Consider the following 23398-nt stretch of genomic DNA (forward strand, 5'->3'; position numbering starts at 1 on the left):
TGGACAGGAACTAAGTGTTCAGCTACTGGAACAGGATCATGTGACGGCGATAATACTTAATTTTCATTAACTACCTAAAAATATTTTTTAGGTAGTTTTTAACTATTTTTGAACCCAAATTAAAAGAATTGAAAAAATTTCCTAATTACAAACAAGCCGATAGCAAAGATTGTGGCCCCACCTGTTTAAAAATAGTAGGTAAACATTATGGCAAAAACATAAACATACAACAATTAAGAGATTTTAGTGAAACCACAAGAGAAGGAAGTAATTTGCTTTTTTTATCTGATGCTGCTGAAAAAATTGGTTTTCGCACCCTTGGTGTTAAATTAAACTTAGAACGCTTAAACGAAGCGCCTTTGCCTTGCATTTTGCATTGGAATAAAGAACATTACGTGGTACTTTATGACATCAAAAAAGGAAAATATTTAGTCTCAGATCCGGGTTTCGGATTAATAGAATACAATCAAACTGATTTTATAAAATTCTGGATTGGAAACAATGCAGACAATTTCACTCAAGAAGGTGTGGCTTTATTATTAGAACCAACACCCATTTTTTACGATTTAGAAAGTGTCACTACAGATAAAGATGGTAAGAAAAAGTCCTTAGGTTTTGGCTTATTATCTCGTTATGTACTAAAATATAAATCGTTTTTAATACAATTAGCTGTTAATCTTCTAGCAGGAAGTGTTTTACAATTAATTTTTCCGTTTTTAACGCAAAGTATTGTCGACGTTGGTATTCAAAACCAAGACATGAGCTTTGTGTACATGATTTTATTTGCTCAATTGTTCCTTTTTGCGGGAAGAATGGGTTTAGAATTAATTCGAGGCTGGATTATGCTTCACCTTTCTACTAGAATCAACATTTCATTAATTTCTGATTTCTTTATCAAATTAATGAATTTACCTATATCTTTTTTCGATGTTCGTATGACGGGTGATATCATGCAACGCATCAACGACCACCATCGAATTGAAAAAATATTGACTACATCGTCCTTAAACGTTATCTTTTCTGTTTTTAACATGATTGTGATGGGCGGCGTTTTAGCTTACTATAATTTAATGATCTTTTTTGTATTCTTCGCTGGAAGTATCTTGTATTTCGGATGGATTACCCTTTTTTTAAAGCGACGAGAAACATTAGATTACAAACGTTTCTCAGAAGTTTCACAAGAACAAAGCAAAGTAATTGAATTGATAAACGGAATGCAAGAAATCAAATTGCACAATGCCGAAAAACAAAAACGTTGGGGTTGGGAATATGTACAAGCGAGATTATTCCGCGTTTCTACAAAAGGTTTAATCTTAGAACAAACACAATCATCAGGTTCTCAAATCATTAATGAATTAAAAAATATTTTTATCCTTGTTTTATCTGCCAAACTGGTTATTGATGGTACAATTACCTTAGGAATGATGCTGGCCATTAGTTCTATAGTTGGAAGTTTAAATGGACCCATTTCACAACTTATTGGTTTTGTAAGAGAACTTCAAGATGCTAAAATTTCCCTAGCGCGTTTATCTGAAATTCACGAAAAAGAAGACGAAGTTCAACAAGAAGTACATCAATCCAATGATATTCCAAATAATGAAGACATTACGATTAAAGACCTATCATTTCGTTATTTAGGTTCCGATATTTCCGTGTTAGACAATTTAAACCTTACCATTCCAGCCAATAAAATCACAGCCATTGTAGGAACAAGCGGAAGTGGAAAAACCACTCTCATGAAATTACTTTTAAAGTTTTACGAACCACAAAACGGAGAAATTTCAATTGGAAATGCACAACTAAAAAACATTTCTCAAAAAGCGTGGCGAAACAATATTGGTGCCGTAATGCAAGAAGGTTTTATTTTCAATGATACAATTGCTAACAACATTGCTATTGGCGTAGATATTATCGACAAAGCGCGTTTGGTTTATGCAGCAGATGTTGCGAATATTAAAGAATATGTTTCTGGTTTACCTTTAGGATATAACACCAAAATTGGTTCTGAAGGTGTTGGAATGAGTACAGGTCAAAAACAACGTTTATTAATTGCAAGAGCGGTTTATAAAAACCCAGAAATGTTGTTTTTCGATGAAGCGACTTCTGCGCTTGACGCGAATAACGAAAAAGAAATCATGGAAAAGCTAGATATATTTTTCAAAGACAAAACCGTTGTGGTTATCGCGCACCGATTAAGCACGGTTATGAATGCTGATCAAATTGTGGTATTAGAAAAAGGAAAAATAATTGAAATAGGAAACCACGAAACCTTAGTGGCAAAAAAAGGAAACTACTTTAATTTAGTGCGAAATCAGTTGCAGTTAGGAAGTTAGAAGCGGGAAGTCTGAAGATGGAAGATGGAAGATGGAAGATGGAAGATGGAAGATGGAAGATGGAAGATGGAAGATGGAAGATAATGGAAAATAAAAATTAATATCAATGAGTTTCAAATTTGAAAAATTAATAATTTGGCAAAGAGCGATGGACTATGGCGAAGAAATTTATACTATGTCATTGCTATTTCCTAAACATGAGATATATAACCTTTCTTCTCAAATACTTAGAGCTTCTGATTCTGTTGCTTTAAATATTTCAGAAGGTTCAATCTTACAATCAAATGCAGAATTTAATCGTTTTCTTGGTTATTCTGTTCGTTCTTTAGCTGAAACTGTAACTTGTTTACATAAATCAAAAAGAAGAAACTACATTACACAAGAGATATTTGACAAACAATATAATGAAGCTTTTAACTTAATGAATATGTTAATTGCTTTTAAATCGAAAGTAAAAAATGACTGAATTTAAAACACCTAACGCTAAACTCCCAGCTTCAAACTCCCAGCTTCCAGCTCCTGACTTCGAACTACGCAGCGAAGAAGTACAAGATATTCTTACCAAAGTTCCGAATTGGATGATCCGTTGGGGCACCTTTTTAATTTTTGGAATTATTTTATTGTTGTTATTCACTTCTTGGTTTATCAGATATCCAGATGTAGTGACAAGCGAAATTATTATCACTACTAACACGCCACCAGAAAAATTAGTCGCAAAAGTACATGGGAAAATTCAGGCGATTTTAATTGAAGACAAAGCCAACGTGAAAGCCAACACACCTTTAGCGGTGATTGAAAACTCGGCAAACTATAAAGATGTTTTTTTGTTGAAATCGACTATAGAAAACATCGATTTGAATAAAAGTGAATTCCCATTTGAAAAATTTAATAATGCTCAATTGGGAGAAGTGGAAGCTAGTTTTGCTGTTTTTCAAAAACAATATATTGCAGATCATTTAAACAAAAAGTTACATCCTTTTGATGTAGAAACTAATGCGCAAGGTTATGAAAAGACACAATTAGCCGAAAGATTAGAGTTGTTAATTGCTCAAAAGTCAATTACTGAAAATGAATTACAAATTCAAAAAAATGATGTCAACCGACAAGAAACCCTATTTAAAAAAGGGGTAATTTCAGCACAAGAAATCGAAAAACAACGCTTAATTTATTTGCAAGCGGAGAAAAATTATAAAAATTTATTGAGCTCCATTTCTCAAACTAAATCTTCGATAAACGATTTAAAAAGAAACAATCAAACCACTCAAATTAACGAAAATAAAGAAAACACCAATTTAGAAACTAATGTGTTACAAGCGTTTTACCAACTAAAAAAAGCCATTAAAGATTGGGAATTAAACTATGTTTTTCGTGCTTCCGATGAAGGAATTGTTTCGTTTTTACAAATTTGGTCAGTGAATCAAAACATTACAGCAGGAGAAAATATGTTTGCCATAATTCCAACACAACAAAATGGCTTCATTGGTAAACTAAAAGCAGCCGCTTTAAACTCAGGAAAAATTAAAGAAAACCAACGTGTAAATATTCGTTTAGCCAATTATCCTGACAAAGAATTCGGAATTTTAAAAGGAAAAGTAAAACGAATATCATTAACGCCAGATAAAGATGGAAATTTATTAATGGATATCGCTTTGCCAAATGGTTTGGAAACTTTGTATAAAAAGAAAATTCAATTTCAACAAGAAATGCGCGGTTCCGCAGCTATTATTACAGAAGATTTACGTTTAATTGAAAGAATTTTTTATCAGTTTAGAAGCATGTATCAAGTGGAGTAAATGAAAATTAATTATGCCATAAATGAGATGATTATAAATCCTAAATATAGAAAACACTCCACTTAAGCTATTGCAGAAAGTGGAGTGTTTAAGAATGCTATTTCATTTACAAAATCTTTAAATAAAAGAACAAGCATAACTCCTGTTCAATCCATTAAAAACTTGAATTATTAATATAATTTTAACTTGACTCAATACATAACTATTTACAAACAATTACTTAATTCAAAGTCAAAATAATATTACTAACCTGCTCCATTACCTACTGTATTTCCTCCAGGTGGCTCAGGATAAATTGTTAGAGGTGGCATAGGTGGTATTGGTGATGCTGGTGTTGGTATTGTATATTTTATTGGTGGGTCACCAACCAAACCTCCTTTAATTGTTAAAATTTCTTCTTTACTTAATTCATTTTGAATGAATCCTGATAAATTTAATTTTCGTGTTTTCATAAAATAGTATTTTTAGGTTAATACTCAAATATAAGTTTTTTATTACATATTCTAAAGTTATTAGCCATATAATTTATTACTATTTTTTCTATCTCAAACGAATCTCACTAACGCCAGACAAAGACGGGAATTTACTTATAGATATTGCTTTGCCAAAAGGTTTGGAAACTTCGTATAAAAAGAAAATCCTATTTCAGCAAGAAATACGTAGTTCTGCAGCTATTATCACAGAAGATTTACGTTTAATTGAAAGAATTTTTTGTCAGTTTAGAAGTATGTATCAAGTGGAGTAATTTTAAAATTATATTTTCATCTATTCTTTAGAAGTTAAGAAGTCGTTAAAAAAATAGTTATTAAAATACTTATATATATTTTAGCAAAATCATAAGAAAAATCAAACAAATAAAATGAAAAAAAATTCTGTTATCCTATTTTTATTATTGAGTTTAAATCTGTTTTCACAAGACATCATGTTTTATGAAAAAGAGATTTCAAATAAAGACAATTATGAATTTTATGATTATTCTGTTTTACAAAAAAAAGACAACATAAAACTTACTGGAACGCTAATCACACCAAAAGCAAACTACGACAAAATTGTATTTATTGTTCCAGGTTCAGGTAAAGACACTAGAAATTCACATTTTATCTTAACTGAATTATTATTAAAAAATAATATCGCAGTCTTTAGATATGATGAAAGAGGTGTGGGAAAATCAGAAGGTGTTTTTAACAACAACTCCTACACGATAAATGAAATGACAGAAGATTTCCAATCTATTTTTAATGAATTAAAAACAACAGAGAAATTTATAAATAAAAAAATTGGACTTATTGGTCATAGTTATGGAGGATTAATCACAATAGGCGCTGTAGAAAAAGGGTTGAAATGTGATTTTTTAATCCAATGGGCTACTCCAGTAGAAAGAGCAACAGAATCATTAAAATATCAAATTAAAACAGGACTCAACAAACAAGAAAAAAACCTTCAATATAGTGATAATGAAACTAAATTCAAGGTCATGGATAGTATTTCAAAAATTATAGATAGAAATGCTACTTTAGATGAAATGTCTTTAAAAAAAGTGATTTATAGTACTATGAAAAAATATGGCTATAAAAAAAATGATTTTGGATGGTACATTACTTTTTCGTCTTACTTAGAATTATTAAAAAAGAATTTTATTCCTGTTTACGAAAACATTGCAATTCCAACAATTTATTTAATTGGGGACAATGACATATTTGTGGATCCAGTTGCAAACACTTCTATTCTAAAAAAAATAAATAATAAAAATATTGATATTAAAGTTTTTGAATCATTAAATCATTATTTAACAAGTTCTAAAAACCTAGAGCTTAATACATCTCTATATGAAATCGATGAAGTTGCAAAAACGTATGTATTAGATTGGATAAAATCTAAATAAAACTACATCTTCAAATAAAACTCTTTAGTCAATTCTATATATTCTGGAGTATATTGATGACGTGCGGTTTCAATGACTAATTCATCCATAATTGGCGTTTTATACAAATTACTCGACACTCCATACAACAAAGCTATTCTTATAACGTTTATAAAAAATAAACAATGCGTAATAAAATGGTTAGAAATTAAATAAAACAATAGATAACGTTAAATGATAAAAATAATTCTCTTTTTGCTTTTCTCTTTATTAACTTATTCGCAGAATAATAAAGAAACCGACTATACAAACTATCACAAAAACATAAACCGAGCAGAAATATTTTTCTTTAAAGAACAAAATATTGATAGCTCACTTTTTTATTATGAAAAGGTATTTAAAGATTATGATTTCATTTTTTTAAAAGATTTAATTGTATGCGCTCAAATTGCAAAACACAGCAACAAACCATTTATAAAATATATTGAAAAAGGATTTGAATTTGGACTCAAAATAGAACATTTAAAAAATTATCCAATTTTTGGAGATATCGCTAAGCTAGAAAAAGAAAATAAGTTAAAAGAAAAATATAATAAAACGAGAAAATTATACCTAAAAAAAATAGATTTCGATTATTTAGATTTTGTATATGATATTGCTATTAACGATCAATGCAATAAACACACAAAAGAGTATAAATCGTTTAAACAAAAAAGCATGTATTCTTTAAAAAAACGAATAATTACTAAAGGTTTTCCTGGGGAAAGATTGCTCGGGATTTTAGATTCCACTATTTTTTCGGAAGCAAAAATCAAAAATAAGGATATTAAATACCGAATAACACAACAACCTAAAGCTAAAACTTTTGACAAAGAACCAGAAGGCGGTTTGGTACAAACAATTATTTTTCCTTATTTTATGCATTTTGATTATTGTTTTTTTAAAGAATTTGATAACAAACAGTTAATTAACGAAATAAAAAAAGGAAACATACACCCGAGAGACATTGCTTTTTATAACGATGTTGCATTTACAACATTGTTTGGCGCAAATGTTTGTTCCTGTAAAGAACACGAAACAAATGGTTTCTATTTTTCTACTTTTGGGTTTGATGAGCATCTTTTTAATAGCAAAGTGGCTAATAAACTTAGAGAAAGTATGTTTATGGTGCCTTATGAAATAGATGTATTAAAATTAGAACATGAAAAAAAATATAGTTTCAAACTCTTTCATGGAAAATTTGGATTTAGGTGATAGTAGTTATACAATCAACTTCTAATGACTAAATAACTGTTAATGAGATTTTTTATTGAAAAAGATGCATATAAACAACTGAAAAAGCCTAAACTACATCTTCAAATAAAACTCTTTTGTCAGTTCTGTATATTCTGGAGTGTATTGATGACGAGCGGTTTCAATTACTAATTCACCAATAATTGGCGTTTGTTCGACACGAGTGAATGCCAATAAACTTCTTTTAATTTCAGAAGTAGGTGTGCCTTTAACTCTGGTGATTTTTAAAGGATACAATAAAGATTGTTTCGCTAAAGCGATAAAATTTTCTTCTGCGGAATAGGGAATAATAACTGATAAAATTCCATTTTCAGACAATAACAAATAAGCCGCTTCGATTAATTCATCAAAAGGAAGTGCATCTGCAAATCGAGCTAAATCGCGAGCTTCTTCTGGTGTTTTGTAATCTTCAGTAAAAAAGGGTGGATTGGAAACAATAACATCATATTGTTCTAGCATTTCAAACTCGTGTGTTTCTTCGTCAATTTCTTGTAATTCTTCCACAAATTCATCTAAACCGGCATGATAACAAAATAATCGGTCGCCCCAAGATGAATTTTCAAAATTATCTACACATTCTTCGTATGCATTTTCTTCAATTTCAATCGCATCAATTTGCTCCGCATAGCTTCTTTGAGCCAACATAAGCGAAATTAAGCCTGTTCCAGCACCAATATCAAGTATGTTGTAAGGATTATTGATTAAAGGTGTCCAAGCGCCTAATAAAACGCCATCTGTTCCCACTTTCATGGCAGATTTTTCTTGTTCAATTGAAAATTGTTTGAATTTGAACATAAAATGAATGTTGAATGTTGAATAACGAATTTTGAATGTTGAAGTTGACTACTCCAAATACAAATCCACTAAACCAATTGGTGTATCTAAAACCAATTCTTTGTCTTTTCTATTGACTTCAATAATAAAAGAATCAATCATTGGGACTAAAACTTGTTTTTGACCTTTGAAAATTTCAAAAATAGGTTGTGCCGCATTATCCAAAATAGCATGAACCGTTCCGATATCGCCTAAACGTTGATCGACAACTTTAAATCCAATAATTTCGTGAAAATAGAATTTGTTACCTTCAAGTTTCGGTAACATAGTTAGAGGTAAATACACTTCTAAATTTTTCATGTTGTCGGCTTCTAGTTCCGTATCAACATCTTCAAATTTAACTCTAAGAAATTTATCTCTATGAATGGCAGATTTTTCAATAAAAAATGGAACCAGATTTTTATTGTATTCAATAAAAACTGATTCCAAATTTTGATAAAGTTCAGGTTCGTCCGTATCTAAAAAGATAAGAACTTCTCCTTTGAAACTAAATTTTTTAGCGATTTTGCCTAAATAGAAACATTCGTCTTTACGCATAATCGCAGTATATTAAGCTTCTGTTTCTTCGTTAGTTCCTTCAGCAGCAGGCGCTTCTGTAGCTTCTTCAGCAGCAACTTCTTCAGTAGCAGTTTCTTCAACTACTTCTTCTACTTTTGCAGCTTCAGCTTGTGCAGCCATACGTTTTTCGTTAGCTACTTTTTCCGCTTTTAAAGCATTAGCTCTTGCATCAGCATCCGCTTTGCTTAAACCGTCTTTTTTAGCGTCAACTTTTCCAGCTTTTGCTTCTAACCATGTAGCTAATTTAGCATCTGCTTGTTCTTGAGTTAAAGCACCTTTTCTGATACCACCATCTAAATGGTGTTTTAATAAAGCACCTTTATAAGATAAAATTGCTTTAGCAGTGTCAGTTGGTTGTGCACCATTGTGTAACCATTGAACAGCACTATCAATATTTAAATCAATAGTTGCAGGGTTAGTGTTTGGATTGTAAGTTCCGATTTTTTCTAGGAATTTACCATCTCTTTTTGAGCGTGCATCAGCAGCTACGATCCAGAAAAAAGGTTTCCCTTTTTTACCATGTCTTTGTAATCTAATTTTTACTGGCATAATCTTGTGGATTAAATTTGAGGTACTCGACCTCGGTTAATTAAGGGTGCAAAGATAATAATAATTATCAATTTCCAATGTTCAATGTTCAATTATTTTTAAATCAGCTATTTAATGGTGCTTTTTAATTTTTTACTTGATTTTTTTCGCAACACAGATTAGAGAAATTTTAAAGATCTGAAAAATTTCGCTAATCATGCTTGTTAAATTTGATTTTAGATATTGATTTTTCCAACAAAAAATTAAAAAAATTATACTAATTTCTAAAATTTCTCCAATCTGTGTTGTTTACATTCCAATTCCCTCCTTTCCCTTCTCCCTTTTATCTTTTATCTTTTGCTTTTTCCCTTTTGCCTTTTATCTTTTCCCTTTAAAATTCATTTCGTATATTTGAACTTTATAAAAAACAACCATGGAAAATATAAAACAATACGTTCAAGAAAATAAAGAACGTTTCATTAAAGAATTAATTGAACTACTGAAAATGCCTTCTGTAAGTGCAGACAGCGCTTATGCTCAAGATGTAATTAATACGGCTGAAGCGGTAAAAACAAGCTTAGAGAAAGCAGGTTGCGATGTGGTAGAAATGTGTGAAACACCTGGTTATCCAATTGTTTACGGGCATAAAATGATTGACCCAAGTTTACCAACTGTTTTGGTGTATGGACATTATGATGTGCAACCAGCAGATCCAATTGAATTATGGGATTCACCTCCGTTTGAACCTGTAATTAAAACTACAGAAATTCATCCAGAAGGTGCTATTTTCGCTCGTGGTGCTTGTGACGACAAAGGTCAAATGTACATGCATGTAAAAGCTTTCGAATACATGATTGCGAACAACAATTTACCTTGTAACGTGAAATTCATGATTGAAGGCGAAGAAGAAGTAGGTTCAAAAAGTTTAGGTTGGTTCGTAGAACGCAATCAAGAAAAATTATCTTGTGATGTGATTTTAATTTCTGATACGGGAATGATTTCTAACACACAACCATCAATTACTACTGGTTTACGTGGTTTAAGCTATGTTGAAGTAGAAGTTACTGGTCCGAATAGAGATTTACACTCTGGATTATATGGTGGTGCTGTGGCGAATCCAATTAACGTTTTAACAAAAATGATTGCTTCATTACATGATGAAAACAATCACATTACGATTCCAGGTTTTTATGATGGTGTAGAAGAATTATCATTAGAAGAAAGAGCCGAAATGGCAAAAAGACCGTATTCTGAAGACGATTACAAAAAAGCCTTAAACATTGCAGATACTTACGGTGAAGCGGGTTATACTACAAATGAAAGAAACTCTATCCGTCCAACTTTAGATGTAAACGGAATTTGGGGTGGTTATACTGGTGAAGGCGCAAAAACAGTTATTGCAAGTAAAGCTTTTGCTAAAATTTCTATGCGTTTAGTTCCGAATCAAGAATGGGAAAATATTACAGAATTGTTTAAAAAACACTTTGAATCAATTGCGCCAAGTGCTGTAACTGTGAAAGTAACACCTCATCATGGTGGTCAAGGTTATGTAACTCCAATTGACAGCATCGGATATCAAGCGGCTTCAAAAGCGTATTCAGAGGCTTTTGGAAAAACACCTATTCCAGTTCGTTCTGGAGGAAGTATTCCAATTGTAGCGTTGTTTGAGAAAGAATTAAAAAGCAAAACAATTATGATGGGATTTGGTTTAGATAGCGATGCGATTCACTCACCAAACGAACATTATGGAATTTTTAATTATATGAAAGGAATTGAAACGATTCCGTTATTCTATAAATACTTTACAGAATTACATAAAAATCAATAAAGCATAAAAGTTGATTTGTCAATCTGAACTTGGTTCAGATTCTATAATAAAAAAAGCCTGTAATTTAGAATTACAGGCTTTTTTACTTATTCTATATATTGAAGATTACATCATAATTTTCTTTGTTACAACTTCACCATTTTCTAATTGAATTTTCACAATTAAAGCTTGTTTTGTAGCTGTGATTTGATTCGTATTAAATTGTTTGTTATGGATTCCGTTTTTAGTGAATATTACTTTTCCTAAAACATCATACACCTCAACATTTGCAATGGCATATTGATACGATTGAATTGTTAGCTCGTTATTTCTCACTAATACATTAACTGCATTTACAGAAGTTACTTCTACTTCTTTTGTTTGTTTTTTGTAGATTAATTCGAATCTGTCATTGAAAGTTCCTGCTTGAGAAATAAAGTAGTAAGAACCTTCTTTTAAGTTATGAATCGCACCAGTATAACTATCTTTAACAAACACATCTTGATTCACAAATAATCCATCTACTTGTTCAATATTAATTTCGAAATTACTTGCTTCAGTAACCTTTAACCCTAGTTTCACTACATCTTCATCAGAGAAAGGCAATCCTTTTCCTTGAATTACATATTCTTTATTGTCAATTAAATTATACAACATCGTTTTAGAGGTGTCTAGCATTTTACCATCTACTTTATTATCAATACCATCTGTTGCATTAGTTGTATAACCTAATAATATTTGATTGTAGCTTTTCGTACCATCATTTAAATTTAACCAGATTCTGTGTTTTTCTGCTTCTTGATCTTTCTCAACCGCTAGAGGTGATCTAAAAAACTGAGTAGTTGTTGTTGCGTCTTCACGCAATTCATTTTCAAAAGTTACAGTATAAGGAGTCGCAGCTAGAACAAAGAAACCTTGTCCTACATTAATTTTATCATTCGGAATTGCTCCACCAGCTGCAGCTGCTACTCCTCCAATAGTTGTATAAGAAGCGTAATTATTTTGTGGATATGATCCTGCAACAGCAGCAACAGTATGCGTCCAATAATAAAGTGTATTTACTTTTGGATTCGTAATTAATAATCGGTAAGCACTTATCGGAGATGTATACGGATTTCCTAATAAATTATAACCAGTACCAACGGCAAAAGTTAAGGTTCCGTTATTTGGTACACCTGTAAATTGGCCATTATATGCCGCTGGAGTTAACGTCCAGTTATTATTTACACGAATCATATATCCTTTAGCTGTTGCAAATGCTGTTGAACCTGGCGCTACAGAAGTGTAAGCTGTAGCTGATGTTCCTGTATTAACTGTATTATAGGTATAAAAACGATTCGCCAAAGTATTTGGTGAAAACGCTAATAAATTCTGATTAACAACAGGCGATGACCAAGCAGTATAATCGTTACGAACCATGTTTGTAGAAGTACGCTTTACAATTATATTACCTGTATTAACAGCGTGCTTCGTATATTGAACTAAAGCCGCTCCGCTATTAATAGTTAATGAACCAGTTGCATTAACAGTAACGTTTTCACCCACTCTTAAAGAATGTCCTGAATTAAACACAACGTTAGCACCAGCATTAACCGTTACCGAACAAGCATCTAAAGTTGCAGTAGAATTATAATTCCCTGCAAAAACTACTGCATCTTTTGAGGTTGGAGTTCCAGCAGGAGACCAAGCTGTACCATTCCAAGTTTTTGTAGTAGTTCCACATTGCCAGAATTGCCCTGTCCACATTCCACGTCCAAAAGTTGCTGCTAAAATTGTTCTATCTGCTGCTCTATAATCGAATGACAACACTTTGCAGTCTTTCATTCCTGTATTAGCTCTTCTCCAATTTGGATTAGCCACGTTAAAGTCAACCGTATACCAAACTCCTAATTCTGTTCCAATAATTACCTCGTTGGTAGCATTTGGATTTTGTAAGATACACTTCACTGGAATATTTGGTAAATTCCCTTCTTTATTTGACCAGTTTGCCCCACCATCTGCAGAATAATAAACGCTTGTTATACCATAATTATGCATGGTAACAAATAAATCGTTTTCAGAATTTCCATATTTAATATCAGAAATTGCACCTGCGAAAGGAGTTGCGATTTGTGTATAAGCAGTTGCTCCAGAAGCTGCATCCATTCTAATTAATCTACCATTAGATAATCCAACCATAACTCTATCGGCTGTATAAGGAGAAACTTCAAAATAAGTTGGAATAGCGTTTATTGCCGCATTAGATAAAGTTGTAGTTACTGTGGCTCCGTTAGCTGGATTTATAGCATATCTATAAATTCTATAAGTTGCCCCCGTAGTTCCATTTGCATATAAAACATTTAAATTACTATCTAAAGCACATTGATTAACAAAATCTCCATCACTTCCTCCATTATCATCAGCTATATAAGCAGTTGCCACACCCGCATAGGTTACGTATATATAAGTATTGTACACATAAGAACTCACCATATATTGTTGTTGTTTATCAATAAATTCCCAACATCCATCACCTCCATAAACTTCTATACCAGCTCCAATTCCTGCTGGATTATTTATTAATTGCGATCCATTATCTTGCAAACCACCTAGCATTTTATTATTTGCAACAGATTGATCTAACGAACCTTTATAAATTTGAGTTACATTGTAATCTTTATTTCTTTCTCCAATAGCAGTACCAGAATTGTTGCTATAATACACACCGCCATCGCAACCAAATACTACTCGAGAAGTTTGAGTTGGACAGAAAGCCATTACATGATGATCAGAATGTACTCCATCTAAAGTACCCGCTGCTGCATTTCCGGCAGCTGTAGGATTAACTGTCCAATCCGTTAATTGTGTCCACATACCTGCTGCATTTGCTGTAAAAGCTGCATTTGTTTTAAAAATTTCAATACCTCCAACATATACTTCATTATCATCTGATGGGTTTAATCCAATCATTAAATCATAAAAAGCTTGTTGTCTACAAAAATCGTTTGCAGCTGGTGGTTGAGCTCCTATACTTACTGGCAAAGCTATTGTTGTTTCAACTGCCGCAAAATTATCTGTTGATCTTTTAATAACTGGTAGGTCAGTGGCGTAATCTTCACAAAGAGCAATTGCTCTTCCGGCAGTTTGTCTAGAACATTTTAATTGCACTCTTCCGCTTACTCCAGCTAAAGTTCTCACTAAAGCCCAATCTACTCCAGTAGTACATCTATAAATTCTTCCACCACCAGCTCCGAAAGCACTTCTTTTAGTTCCCATAAAAAGATTTCCTGCAAAATCTATTGAAAAACTATTTGGCGCACAATAAGTTGCTGCTGCAGTTTGCAAAGCAACATTTGTGAATCTTGCAAAATTTACTCCATCAGTACTTTTCCATAGACCTACTGTGTTCGTTCCAACCCATTGTGTTGCTCCAACTGCTTCAGAATAAAACATGGCATCCGCACCAAAATAAACTTCGGTTAAACCAGTTGTAGGATTTCTCCAAGCAATAATGTCTTGAATATATGATAATTGATCAGCAAGTGCTGCACCAATTGAAGTTCCATAAATTAATCTCCAAGTTGTTCCACCATCGATAGATTTGTAAACACCATTTCCGTTTACAGCTCCCCAAGTATATACTTCACCCGTTCCTAAATACATAATTTGAGAATTCTGAGGATCTACTGTAAAACAGGTAACTGCCATATTACTTGGCACTCCCGAAACTTGAGTCCAAGAAGTAGCAGCGTTAGTAATATCATTATTCACCCAAAGTCCACCACTTACAGCACCAGCAAACACTCTAGTAGTACTTCCTGGAGCAAACACCAAAACTCTAGTTCTTCCACCAACATTATTTGGTCCACGTTCTACCCATTGATTGTCTAAACCATCACCAGGAACTCTACCTATTTCCAATTGTTTATCTAACGTTTTTTGTAAATCTAAAGTGACTTCAGGAGTAGGTCTTCCTAAATTTGGATCCATAGTATACAACCATTCCTGCTCATTGTAAGCATTCGGTGGTAAACCCATAGCTTTTCTCTCCATTTTCGGCAAACTCATTCGTTGTCTATAAGGATGATTTACAATTGCATTTTGATATTTCTCACGTATTTTTTCAATAGAATCGAATTCTTTTTTACTTAAAGTCGAAACATTCTCTTCAATAGATTGAATTTCATGTTTTGAAGAAACTAATTCTTTTTTTCTGAAATTTTGTTTTGAATTTGCAATAATAGGTTCTGTTGTATTTTCAACAGTTTTTAAAACTGAGCTTTCTAAAACATTTTGATTATTATTCGTTGTGCTTTTCGTAGTTTCCTTTTTTTCTAGATTAAATTGCTGTAAATATCCATTTTGATTGGCAAAATAGCAGCTAAACACAATTAATCCTGTTAAAGCACTGGTCTTAAGTAGTTTATTTTTCATTATAGTAGTAGGTTCGTTTAATTTGAGGTTACGAATATAAAAAAATATTTAACAAAAACCGACAAACAGACAATAAATTAGACGAAATGCAAAAAAGCCTCACAAATTGTGAAGCTTTTTTGATTTGTTAATTTTAAATATGATTAATAAATTATTTTCTTATCAATTGTTTGCCCATTTGCTAATTTAATTTTCACAATTAAAGCTTGATTTTTATTTAGGAAGGATGAAATAATAAGTGATTTATCATTTACATTTTCTTTGTTATAGATATTTCTTCCCAAAAGATCAAATATACTAACCGACTCCATTTTTTCTGATGAACTTATATTAAGTTTTTCATCTTTGGTAAAAATCATTAAACTTTCATTTGACTCAAAACTTTCATTTGACAAAAGTGCATTTTTATAAACCAATACAAACCTGTTATTAAACACACCCTCTGTTGTAGAGAAGTTATAAGGTGTCGCTTTAATATTATGGATGCTATTTGTTGCTTTGTCTTTTAGGAAAATATCTTGTGTAGTGAATAAACCGTCAACATTTTCTAATGAAATATTATAATTACCAGCTAGTGTAGCTTTCAATCCTAATGGTATTTCATCCGTATCAACAAATGGTAATCCTTTACCTTGAATCACAAATTCAGCATCATTAATAACATTATACAACATAGTATTAGACTTTTCTAAAACTTCACCATCAATAGCATTATCAAACCCATTAGTTGCGTCATTTGTGTAACCGACTAATATTTGATTGTATGAATTTGTTGCATCATTTAAGTTTAACCAAATTCTGTGTTTTTCAGTTTCGACAATTGTTGACACTTCGTTTGAATTTTTATAAAACTGAGTACTTACAGATGCATTTACACGCTGAGTATTAAAGAAATTTGCATTCCCAGCAGCGGTTGCATTTATAAAAAAACCTTGTCCTGTTTGAATTGTTCCGTTTGGAACTGCGCCACCAGCAGCAGCAGCTACTCCGCCTAATGTAGTAAATGAAGCATAATTATTTTGCGGATAAGTACTTCCTACAGCAGCTACTGTATGTGTCCAAAAATACAATGTCCCAATTGTAGGATTTGATGATAAAAAGGCTCTTGCATCAATTGGTGAAGCATAAGGATTTCCTATTAAATTATATCCAATTCCAATACTTTGAGGAACATTCCCATTTATTGGGTTACCTGTAAACTGACCGTTAAAAACTGTAGCAGTTACTGGCCAGTTATTTGCTGCACGAATCATATAACCTTTCCCAGCAACAAAATTGTTAGTTGCTGTTACTGCTTGGTAAGCTGTTGGAGTTGTAGATCCTGTAAATAAATATTGATAAAATCTTGTAGCTAAAGTACTTGGCGAAAATGATTGCAATTGTTGTCCAGAAACTGGTGAAGACCATGCGGTATAATCTAATCGTACCATAGCTGCAGAGTTTCTTTTTACAATAATATTACCTACATTAACAACTGCTGCATCAATTTGTCTTAATCCTGCATTATTATTTACTGTAAATGTTCCAGTTCCATTAACGGTTAGAGCACCATTTAATATAAAGGTATGGCCCGAATTTACTGTTACATTACTTCCTGCGTTTACAACTACAGAACAAGCTTCAACATTTCCAGTTGAAGTATAATTCCCAGAAAAAGTTACAGCAGTAATTTTTGTAGGAGTTCCGTTTGTCCATGCTGAACCGTTCCAAGTAGTCGTTACGCTTCCACAAGGAACAATGTTTATTGTAACTGTTCTACTTGGAACCCAACCATTACTTGCGTTTTTTACATCTATTTTAAATGTTGTTGATGTTGTAGTAACCTCTGTATTTGTGTAAGAAACAATTCCGTCATTAATGTCTTTTTGTGTAAATGTGTTTCCTACTATTAAATTAGTTCCGTTCTTTTTTAAGTTTCCTAAAGAGGGTAATTCTAATAAAGTATATGTTTGTTGTAAATCTGTTTGAGCTGTTGAAGTCGCATTTAAATCTGCAGAAGTTATTACAGAAGTTGATGTGGCAACAACATTTATTGTGTTTGAAGTTAATACTGGAACAGGTGAAATTGCAGACTTACTACAAATTTTTAAGCTAAATGCATCAATACTTCCACCATCACCATTATAAGGATCATTAACTGTTAAAGTCCAAGTTCCATTAGCTAATAAACCATCAAAAGCGCTAAGTGATTCAAAAGTTTTAATTGTTCCAGAAATTGCCGGAGATGTTACATTACAAGCTGGAGCAATACCAGCATCGTCATAAGTACAGCTAATATCAGGTTGACCGCCACATGCTTCTTGTTGTAATATCACAACTGGGCTACCGATTGAAGTTGGACCTGTTAATCTGATTGTCATGTCTTGAACGTATGTATGAGAAATATCTACACTTACAGTAACTTTACCTATTGTTAAACCACCTGTTACAGAAACTGGAACAGTAGCAACAGAGTTTGCTGTAGTATTTATAACTCCACTAGAAAAATTAGTTGCTACAAATGAAGCTGGTGTACAATCTATGATAGCTGTTTGAAAACTTCTCATAGTTTCATAAGCAGGTGTAGCACAGCTGTTTTTTGGTCTAACTCTCCAATAATAAATTGTTTGTGAAGCTAATCCCGTCAAATTAAATGAAGGTGTTGTAACATTACCTGAAAAAGCCAATACACTAAATGTAGGCGATGTTGAAACTTGAACATCCCAACCGGTTGCATTTGCATCATTTTGCCAAGATAAAGAAGTACTTGTTGTTACCCCTATTAAACCATTTGCTGGAGATGTATACGTTGGAGATGAAAAAGTTGGATGAAAAACAGTTAAAAATATTTTTCTAATTTCAGTTTCTGTTCCGTTATTTCCGATTATGTCAATTGTATAACTTCCAGCTGCAACAGCTGCTAAATTACTTATAGTAACATCAAAAGTTCCTGTCGCAGAAAAATTATTTGTACTAAAGCCTAAAGTCGCACCAGCTGGAACATTTGCTGAACTCATTACTACATTAGCTCCTCCAATTTTTGTTAAAGAAAAAGGATACACTGCATTACCAGTATTAGAACATTTTGTTTGAGTATCAGTTAATGTTTTAAAAGTAAAATTAGAAGTTACTCCAGTTACCACTAAAGCAAATTTTTGTGGCCCATCTGCTAAAACCCCTTTATGTGTTATAGTTACTGTGTAAACAGTAGCTGCAGTTGGCGTGTCAACATTAATTCTTTCTACATTATCAACAGGATTATCTCCCGCTCTTGTTGCATTAGCGGTAGCGACATTTGTTAATCTCCAAGGGAAAAAAGTAGAAGCGCCTTGTGTTATTCTTATATCTAAATCATTCGTAAGATCTGCTACAGCATCATTAACCGTTGAAGTAGTATTAACTTTAGAAATATCTGGAACATCAGTCCAACAAATAGAACCTAAAAGTGGCGTTGTTCCACCAGTGGCTACAAATTGTTTTACAATAGTTTGTCCTTGAGCCAATTCTTCTTCAGAAATCCAAGATGTTAAACCATTATTTGTAATTGATTCCGCTGAAGATCTTGCATCAACTAAACCCCAACCGTAATTTGCATCTGGTCCTGGTCTACCTCTATCTGTAGCTGTATGACAAACTAGTCCTTTTAGAGTAGAAGCTCGCATAAATTTTCCATTAACATTATTTGCATGTTGCTGAATCAATGTTAATGTTCCTGTAACGTTAGGCGCAGCCATAGACGTCCCTAACATTGTTGCATATTGTGTAGTAGAACCTCCAGTTCCTGAACCGTTACCAGCAGAATAAATACCACTACCAGTACCAGCTCCGTCTCCAGTTACATCTGGTTTAATTCTTCTATCATCTGATGGGCCTTGACTTGAAGAACTATGTACAGTTCCGCCAGCTGTTATTGCATAAGGTGACGCAACATTAAAAGTGGCGTCAATTCCATTTGCGATTGTTAAAATATTTTTTGAGTTTTTATTTCCATTTAATTTATCATAACCCGTTGTTGTTGGGGTTGCATTACCATTGTTTGATCCATCATTTCCCGCAGACATTATTGGTAAATAATTTGGAAAAGTATATGCAATTACATCCCAATTATAAGAATCATCTACATAAGACCCCATATACCAAGCTGGTAAATTAACTCCTGTAGATGGATTTGTAATTGGCACTCCATAAGAATGGTTTGATACCAACATTCCATTCATAGCTTCGGTAATAGCTTCAGATTCATCAGAATCCCAATCAAAAGATCTAGCTGTTGCTGCTGGCGCCATTCCTTTTGCATTAGCCACAACTCCAGAACCAATAATTGTACCCATAACATGAATGGCATGGAAACTATTTGCATTTCTAGTTGTTCCATCAACCATAGTAATTCTACCTGTATATTCTTGGTGGTTATGAATTGGACCTCCATCCCACATACGTGGTACCATTCCAGTTCCGGTTAAATTTAAACCTAAACTTCCGCCTGATCTTAAATGTGGAACACGTGTTGAAATTGCTGCTTCCGCATTATCAATAGAATAATAAATTGGAATTCCTTCAGGAGTAATATACATCAATTGATCAAAGTTCCCTTTTGAATTTTCTCTATAAATAGGTAAGTTGTTTTTTTTGGCAAAAGCCTCAACTTCTTTTCGTTGTAAAAACTCTCTTTGTTTTACATTTTGCAGTAACTGATTGGCCTTAGCCATATCATAATCTTTTATTATTTCTTGTACTTGTTTTTCTGTTTGAGCATAACCGTTATTGAAAACAACAGCAATTAACATAAAAAAAGTAAGCTTAATAAAAAATGAGTAGGTAATTTTCATAATAATTTATTTTGGGTTTACTAATTTATAAAAAAAACATTAACATTATCAAAAATTTAAAAATAATCGATGAAATGCATATTATAAATAAAAAAAGCCCGCAAAATTGCGGGCTTTATAAATTATCATCAATTATTAAAATTCTTAAAAAATGACTTTCTTTTCAACTATTTGTCCATTTGAAAGGACAATCTTAACAATTAAAACTTGATTTTTATTTGAAAATGATGAAATTACATGTGATTTATCATTAACATTTTCTTTTTTATAAATATTCTTTCCAAGAATATCAAAAACAGTAATTGACTGTATTTCTTCAGAAGAAATAATATTAAGTTTTTCATTTTGGGTAAAAATATTCAAATTTTCGTTAGAAACTATCGAAGTTGAAGACAATGGAATTTGTTTATTACAAATCTTTAAACTAAATGAATTAACTGAACCTCCATCTCCATTATAAGGATCATTAACTGTCAAAATCCAAGTTCCATCTGCTTGTAATCCATCCAAACCATGTAATAATTCGAATGATTTAATTAAACCTGATATTGCTGGTGATGTTGGGTTACAATTAGCTGCTGCTCCTAAATCATCATAAGTACAATCTATATCTGGCTGACCACCACAAGCTTCTTCTTGCAATTTAATTACTGGACTACCAATAGAAGCAGGACCTGTTAAAGTAATTGTCATATCTTGAACATACGTATGTGTTAGATTTATAGTTGCAGTAATTTTTCCAATTATTAAACCACCAGATACCGTAACAGGAACTGTTGCAAGTGCATTTGCAGTAGCAGCAATAGTTCCATTAGTAAAATCAGTTGCTATAAAAGGTGTATTTGAACAATCAATAATCGCAGTACTAAAACTTCTTTCAGTAGAATATGTTCCCGCTGCACAACTGTTATTTGGTTTAACTCTCCAATAGTAAGTAGTATTAGAAGCCAATCCAATTGCCGTAAACGATGGTGTTGTTACGTTTCCAGAAAAGGCAATTGTTGAGAAATTTTGCATTGTTGAAACTTGAACATCCCAATTTGTAGCATTTAAATCATTTTGCCAAGTTAATGTTTGAATAGTCGTAGCGCCAGTTTGAGCATTTGCAGGACTTAATAACGTTTGTGTAGTGAATGTTGGATGAAAAACTTTTAGATATATCTTTCTAATCTCAGTTTCTATCCCATTATTTCCAATAATATCAATTGTGTATGATCCTGCAGCAACATTAGCTAAATTACTAATGGTTACATCAAATGTACCATTTGCAGAAAATGCACTTTGACTAAAAACTAAATTAGCTCCAGCAGGAACATTTGCAGAAGTAAAATTCACATTTGCACCACCCAATTTGTTAACTGAAAAATTATAAACTGCATTACCCGTATTAGAACATTTTAATTGTGTATCTGCTAATGTTTTAAATGTAAAATTTGATGTAATACCAGTAACTATTAATGAGAATTTTTGTGGGCCATCTGCTAAAACTCCTTTATGAGTTACAGAAATTGTATAAGTAGTTCCTGCAGTGGGTGCATCAATATTAATTCTTTCAACAACATCAACATTATTATCTTCAGCTCTAGTTGCATTATCAGTTGCAACTGGTAATAATTTCCATGGATAAAATATATTAGTAGCTTGTGTTATTCTAATATCTAAATCATTAGTTAAATCAGCGACAGCATCATTTAGAATTCCATTATTAACTTTACTTTCATCTGCAACATCAGTCCAACAAATCGAACCTAATAAAGGCGTTGTACCTCCAGTTGCTACAACTTGCATTGTGTAAGTTTGTCCTTGCGTCAAAGTTTCTTCAGAAATCCATGAAGATATTCCATTTCCAGTAATTGTTTCTGCAGATTTTTTAGCATCTAAATAACCCCAACCATATTGAGCATCTGGACCTGGTCTACCTCTATCTGTAGCAGTATGACACGCTAAACCTTTAAGTGTTGCAGCTCTCATAAATTTACCATTAACATTATTCGCATGTTGTTGAACTAATGTCAATGTACCTGTTACGTTAGGTGCAGCCATAGAAGTTCCTAACATTGTTGTATATTGTGTAGTAGAACCACCAGTTCCTGAACCATTTCCTGCAGAATAAATTCCTGAACCCGTTCCAGCTCCATCTCCAGAAACATCCGGTTTAATTCTCCTATCATCAGATGGTCCTTGACTTGAAGAGCCATGAATTGCGCCTCCTGCAGTAATTGCTCCAGTTGCGTCAACAGTTGCGTCTCTAGCGTTAGCTATAGTAAGAACATTTTTTGAATTTTTATTTCCATTCAATTTATCATAACCTACAGTAGTTGGGGTTGCATTACCATTGTTACCACCATCATTTCCTGCTGACATTATTGGTAAATAATTTGGAAAAGTATAGGCAATTTCATCCCAATTATAAGAATCTTGCACGTAAGACCCCATATACCAAGCCGGTAAATTAACACCAGTAGTTTGATTGGTAATTGGTGTTCCATAAGAATGGTTTGACAACAACATCCCATTCATAGCTTCGGTAATAGCTTCAGATTCATCATTATCCCAATCAAATGATCTAGATGTTGCAGCTGGAGCCATTCCTTTAGCGGCAGCAGTAACTCCAGAACCAATAATTGTTCCCATAACATGAATAGCGTGAAAACTATTTGAATTTCTAACAGTGTTATCAACCATTGCTATTCTACCAGCATATTCTTGGTGTGCATGAATTGGTCCGCCATCCCACATACGTGGCACTAAACCTGTTCCTGTTAAATTTAGTCCTAAACTTCCACCTGATCTTAAATGTGGAACACGTGTTGATATTGCCGCTTCAGCATTATCAATAGAATAATAAATAGGAATGCCGTCAGTTATTCGCATTAATTGATCAAATCCACCATTTTTATTTTCTCTATAAATTGGCAAATTATTATTTCTCGCGAATTCTTCCACTTCTCCTTTTTCACGAAGCTCTCTTTGTTTTACATTTTGAAGCAATTGTTTTGCTTTAATCATGTCATAATCTTTTATTATCTCTTGTACTTGTTTTTCTGTTTGTGAGTACCCATTATTGAAAACAACAGGGATTAACATAAAAAAAGTAAGTTTAATAAAAAATGTGTAGGTTTTTTTCATAATTATTAAATTTGGTGGACCAAAATATTAAAAAAAATAAT

At 32.5% G+C, this 23398-nt stretch carries 13 protein-coding genes and 1 pseudogene; 6 read left to right on the forward strand and 8 right to left on the reverse strand.

Annotated elements, in window-relative coordinates:
* The first annotated feature begins 128 nt into the window (after positions 1-128).
* The 3 genes from G6N05_RS11750 (at position 129) to G6N05_RS11760 (ending at position 4126) form a co-directional block, all read left to right on the forward strand.
* Entirely contained in the window at positions 129-2333 is a 2205-nt protein-coding gene (locus G6N05_RS11750) for a peptidase domain-containing ABC transporter (protein ID WP_166129347.1), read from the forward strand.
* A gap of 106 nt (positions 2334-2439) precedes the next feature.
* A complete protein-coding gene (locus G6N05_RS11755) occupies positions 2440-2799 on the forward strand; it encodes a four helix bundle protein (protein WP_166129352.1) in 360 nt (119 codons plus the stop codon).
* Positions 2792-4126 carry an HlyD family secretion protein gene (locus G6N05_RS11760; protein WP_166129357.1) on the forward strand — a complete coding sequence of 445 codons (1335 nt, stop codon included), beginning with the start codon at positions 2792-2794 and terminating at the stop codon, positions 4124-4126. The genes G6N05_RS11755 and G6N05_RS11760 overlap by 8 nt, the downstream gene beginning before the upstream one ends.
* Positions 4127-4371: 245 nt before the next feature.
* Here the strand turns inward: G6N05_RS11760 and G6N05_RS11765 are convergent, their stop codons facing one another.
* A complete protein-coding gene (locus G6N05_RS11765; RefSeq protein WP_166129362.1) occupies positions 4372-4578 on the reverse strand; it encodes a hypothetical protein in 207 nt (68 codons plus the stop codon).
* A 407-nt stretch (positions 4579-4985) separates the two neighbouring features.
* Here G6N05_RS11765 and G6N05_RS11770 point away from each other — a divergent pair, with 407 nt between their 5' ends.
* Positions 4986-6008, forward strand: coding sequence for an alpha/beta fold hydrolase (locus tag G6N05_RS11770; RefSeq protein ID WP_166129365.1), 1023 nt, complete (start codon positions 4986-4988; stop codon positions 6006-6008).
* A 2-nt stretch (positions 6009-6010) separates the two neighbouring features.
* On the opposite strand, the pseudogene G6N05_RS15645 reads toward G6N05_RS11770, so the two are convergent.
* Positions 6011-6097, reverse strand: a pseudogene (locus tag G6N05_RS15645) (tRNA (adenine-N(6)-)-methyltransferase); the annotation flags it as partial.
* 124 nt (positions 6098-6221) lie between these two features.
* Between G6N05_RS15645 and G6N05_RS11775 the strand changes: the two are divergent.
* Entirely contained in the window at positions 6222-7241 is a 1020-nt protein-coding gene (locus G6N05_RS11775; RefSeq protein WP_166129369.1) for a hypothetical protein, read from the forward strand.
* 93 nt (positions 7242-7334) lie between these two features.
* On the opposite strand, the gene G6N05_RS11780 is transcribed toward G6N05_RS11775, so the two are convergent.
* Genes G6N05_RS11780 through G6N05_RS11790 form a run of 3 tightly spaced genes read right to left on the reverse strand, consistent with a single transcriptional unit; the run spans position 7335 to position 9221 of the window.
* Entirely contained in the window at positions 7335-8075 is a 741-nt protein-coding gene (locus G6N05_RS11780) for a tRNA1(Val) (adenine(37)-N6)-methyltransferase (protein WP_166129373.1), read from the reverse strand.
* Between the two features lie 48 nt (positions 8076-8123).
* On the reverse strand, positions 8124-8651 hold the full coding sequence (rimM, locus tag G6N05_RS11785) for a ribosome maturation factor RimM (RefSeq protein ID WP_166129378.1): 528 nt from the start codon (positions 8649-8651) through the stop codon (positions 8124-8126).
* Positions 8652-8663: 12 nt separating this feature from the next.
* Positions 8664-9221, reverse strand: coding sequence for a 30S ribosomal protein S16 (locus G6N05_RS11790; protein ID WP_166129382.1), 558 nt, complete (start codon positions 9219-9221; stop codon positions 8664-8666).
* Between the two features lie 412 nt (positions 9222-9633).
* Between G6N05_RS11790 and G6N05_RS11795 the strand changes: the two genes are divergently transcribed.
* A complete protein-coding gene (locus G6N05_RS11795) occupies positions 9634-11028 on the forward strand; it encodes a dipeptidase (RefSeq protein ID WP_166129387.1) in 1395 nt (464 codons plus the stop codon).
* 105 nt (positions 11029-11133) lie between these two features.
* On the opposite strand, the gene G6N05_RS11800 is transcribed toward G6N05_RS11795, so the two are convergent.
* The 3 genes from G6N05_RS11800 to G6N05_RS11810 all read right to left on the reverse strand — a co-directional run bounded on the left by G6N05_RS11800 (position 11134) and on the right by G6N05_RS11810 (position 23357).
* Positions 11134-15420: a T9SS sorting signal type C domain-containing protein gene (locus G6N05_RS11800; protein WP_166129391.1), complete on the reverse strand. Its 4287-nt coding sequence runs from the start codon at positions 15418-15420 to the stop codon at positions 11134-11136.
* Positions 15421-15563: 143 nt separating this feature from the next.
* The gene (locus tag G6N05_RS11805; protein WP_166129395.1) at positions 15564-20228 is read right to left on the reverse strand and encodes a S8 family serine peptidase; all 4665 of its coding nucleotides are present in this window, start codon (positions 20226-20228) and stop codon (positions 15564-15566) included.
* Between the two features lie 144 nt (positions 20229-20372).
* Positions 20373-23357: a S8 family serine peptidase gene (locus G6N05_RS11810; protein WP_166129400.1), complete on the reverse strand. Its 2985-nt coding sequence runs from the start codon at positions 23355-23357 to the stop codon at positions 20373-20375.
* Positions 23358-23398 lie beyond the last annotated feature (41 nt).

The sequence above is a fragment of the Flavobacterium bernardetii genome (genome assembly GCF_011305415.1).
GTDB lineage: Bacteria > Bacteroidota > Bacteroidia > Flavobacteriales > Flavobacteriaceae > Flavobacterium > Flavobacterium bernardetii.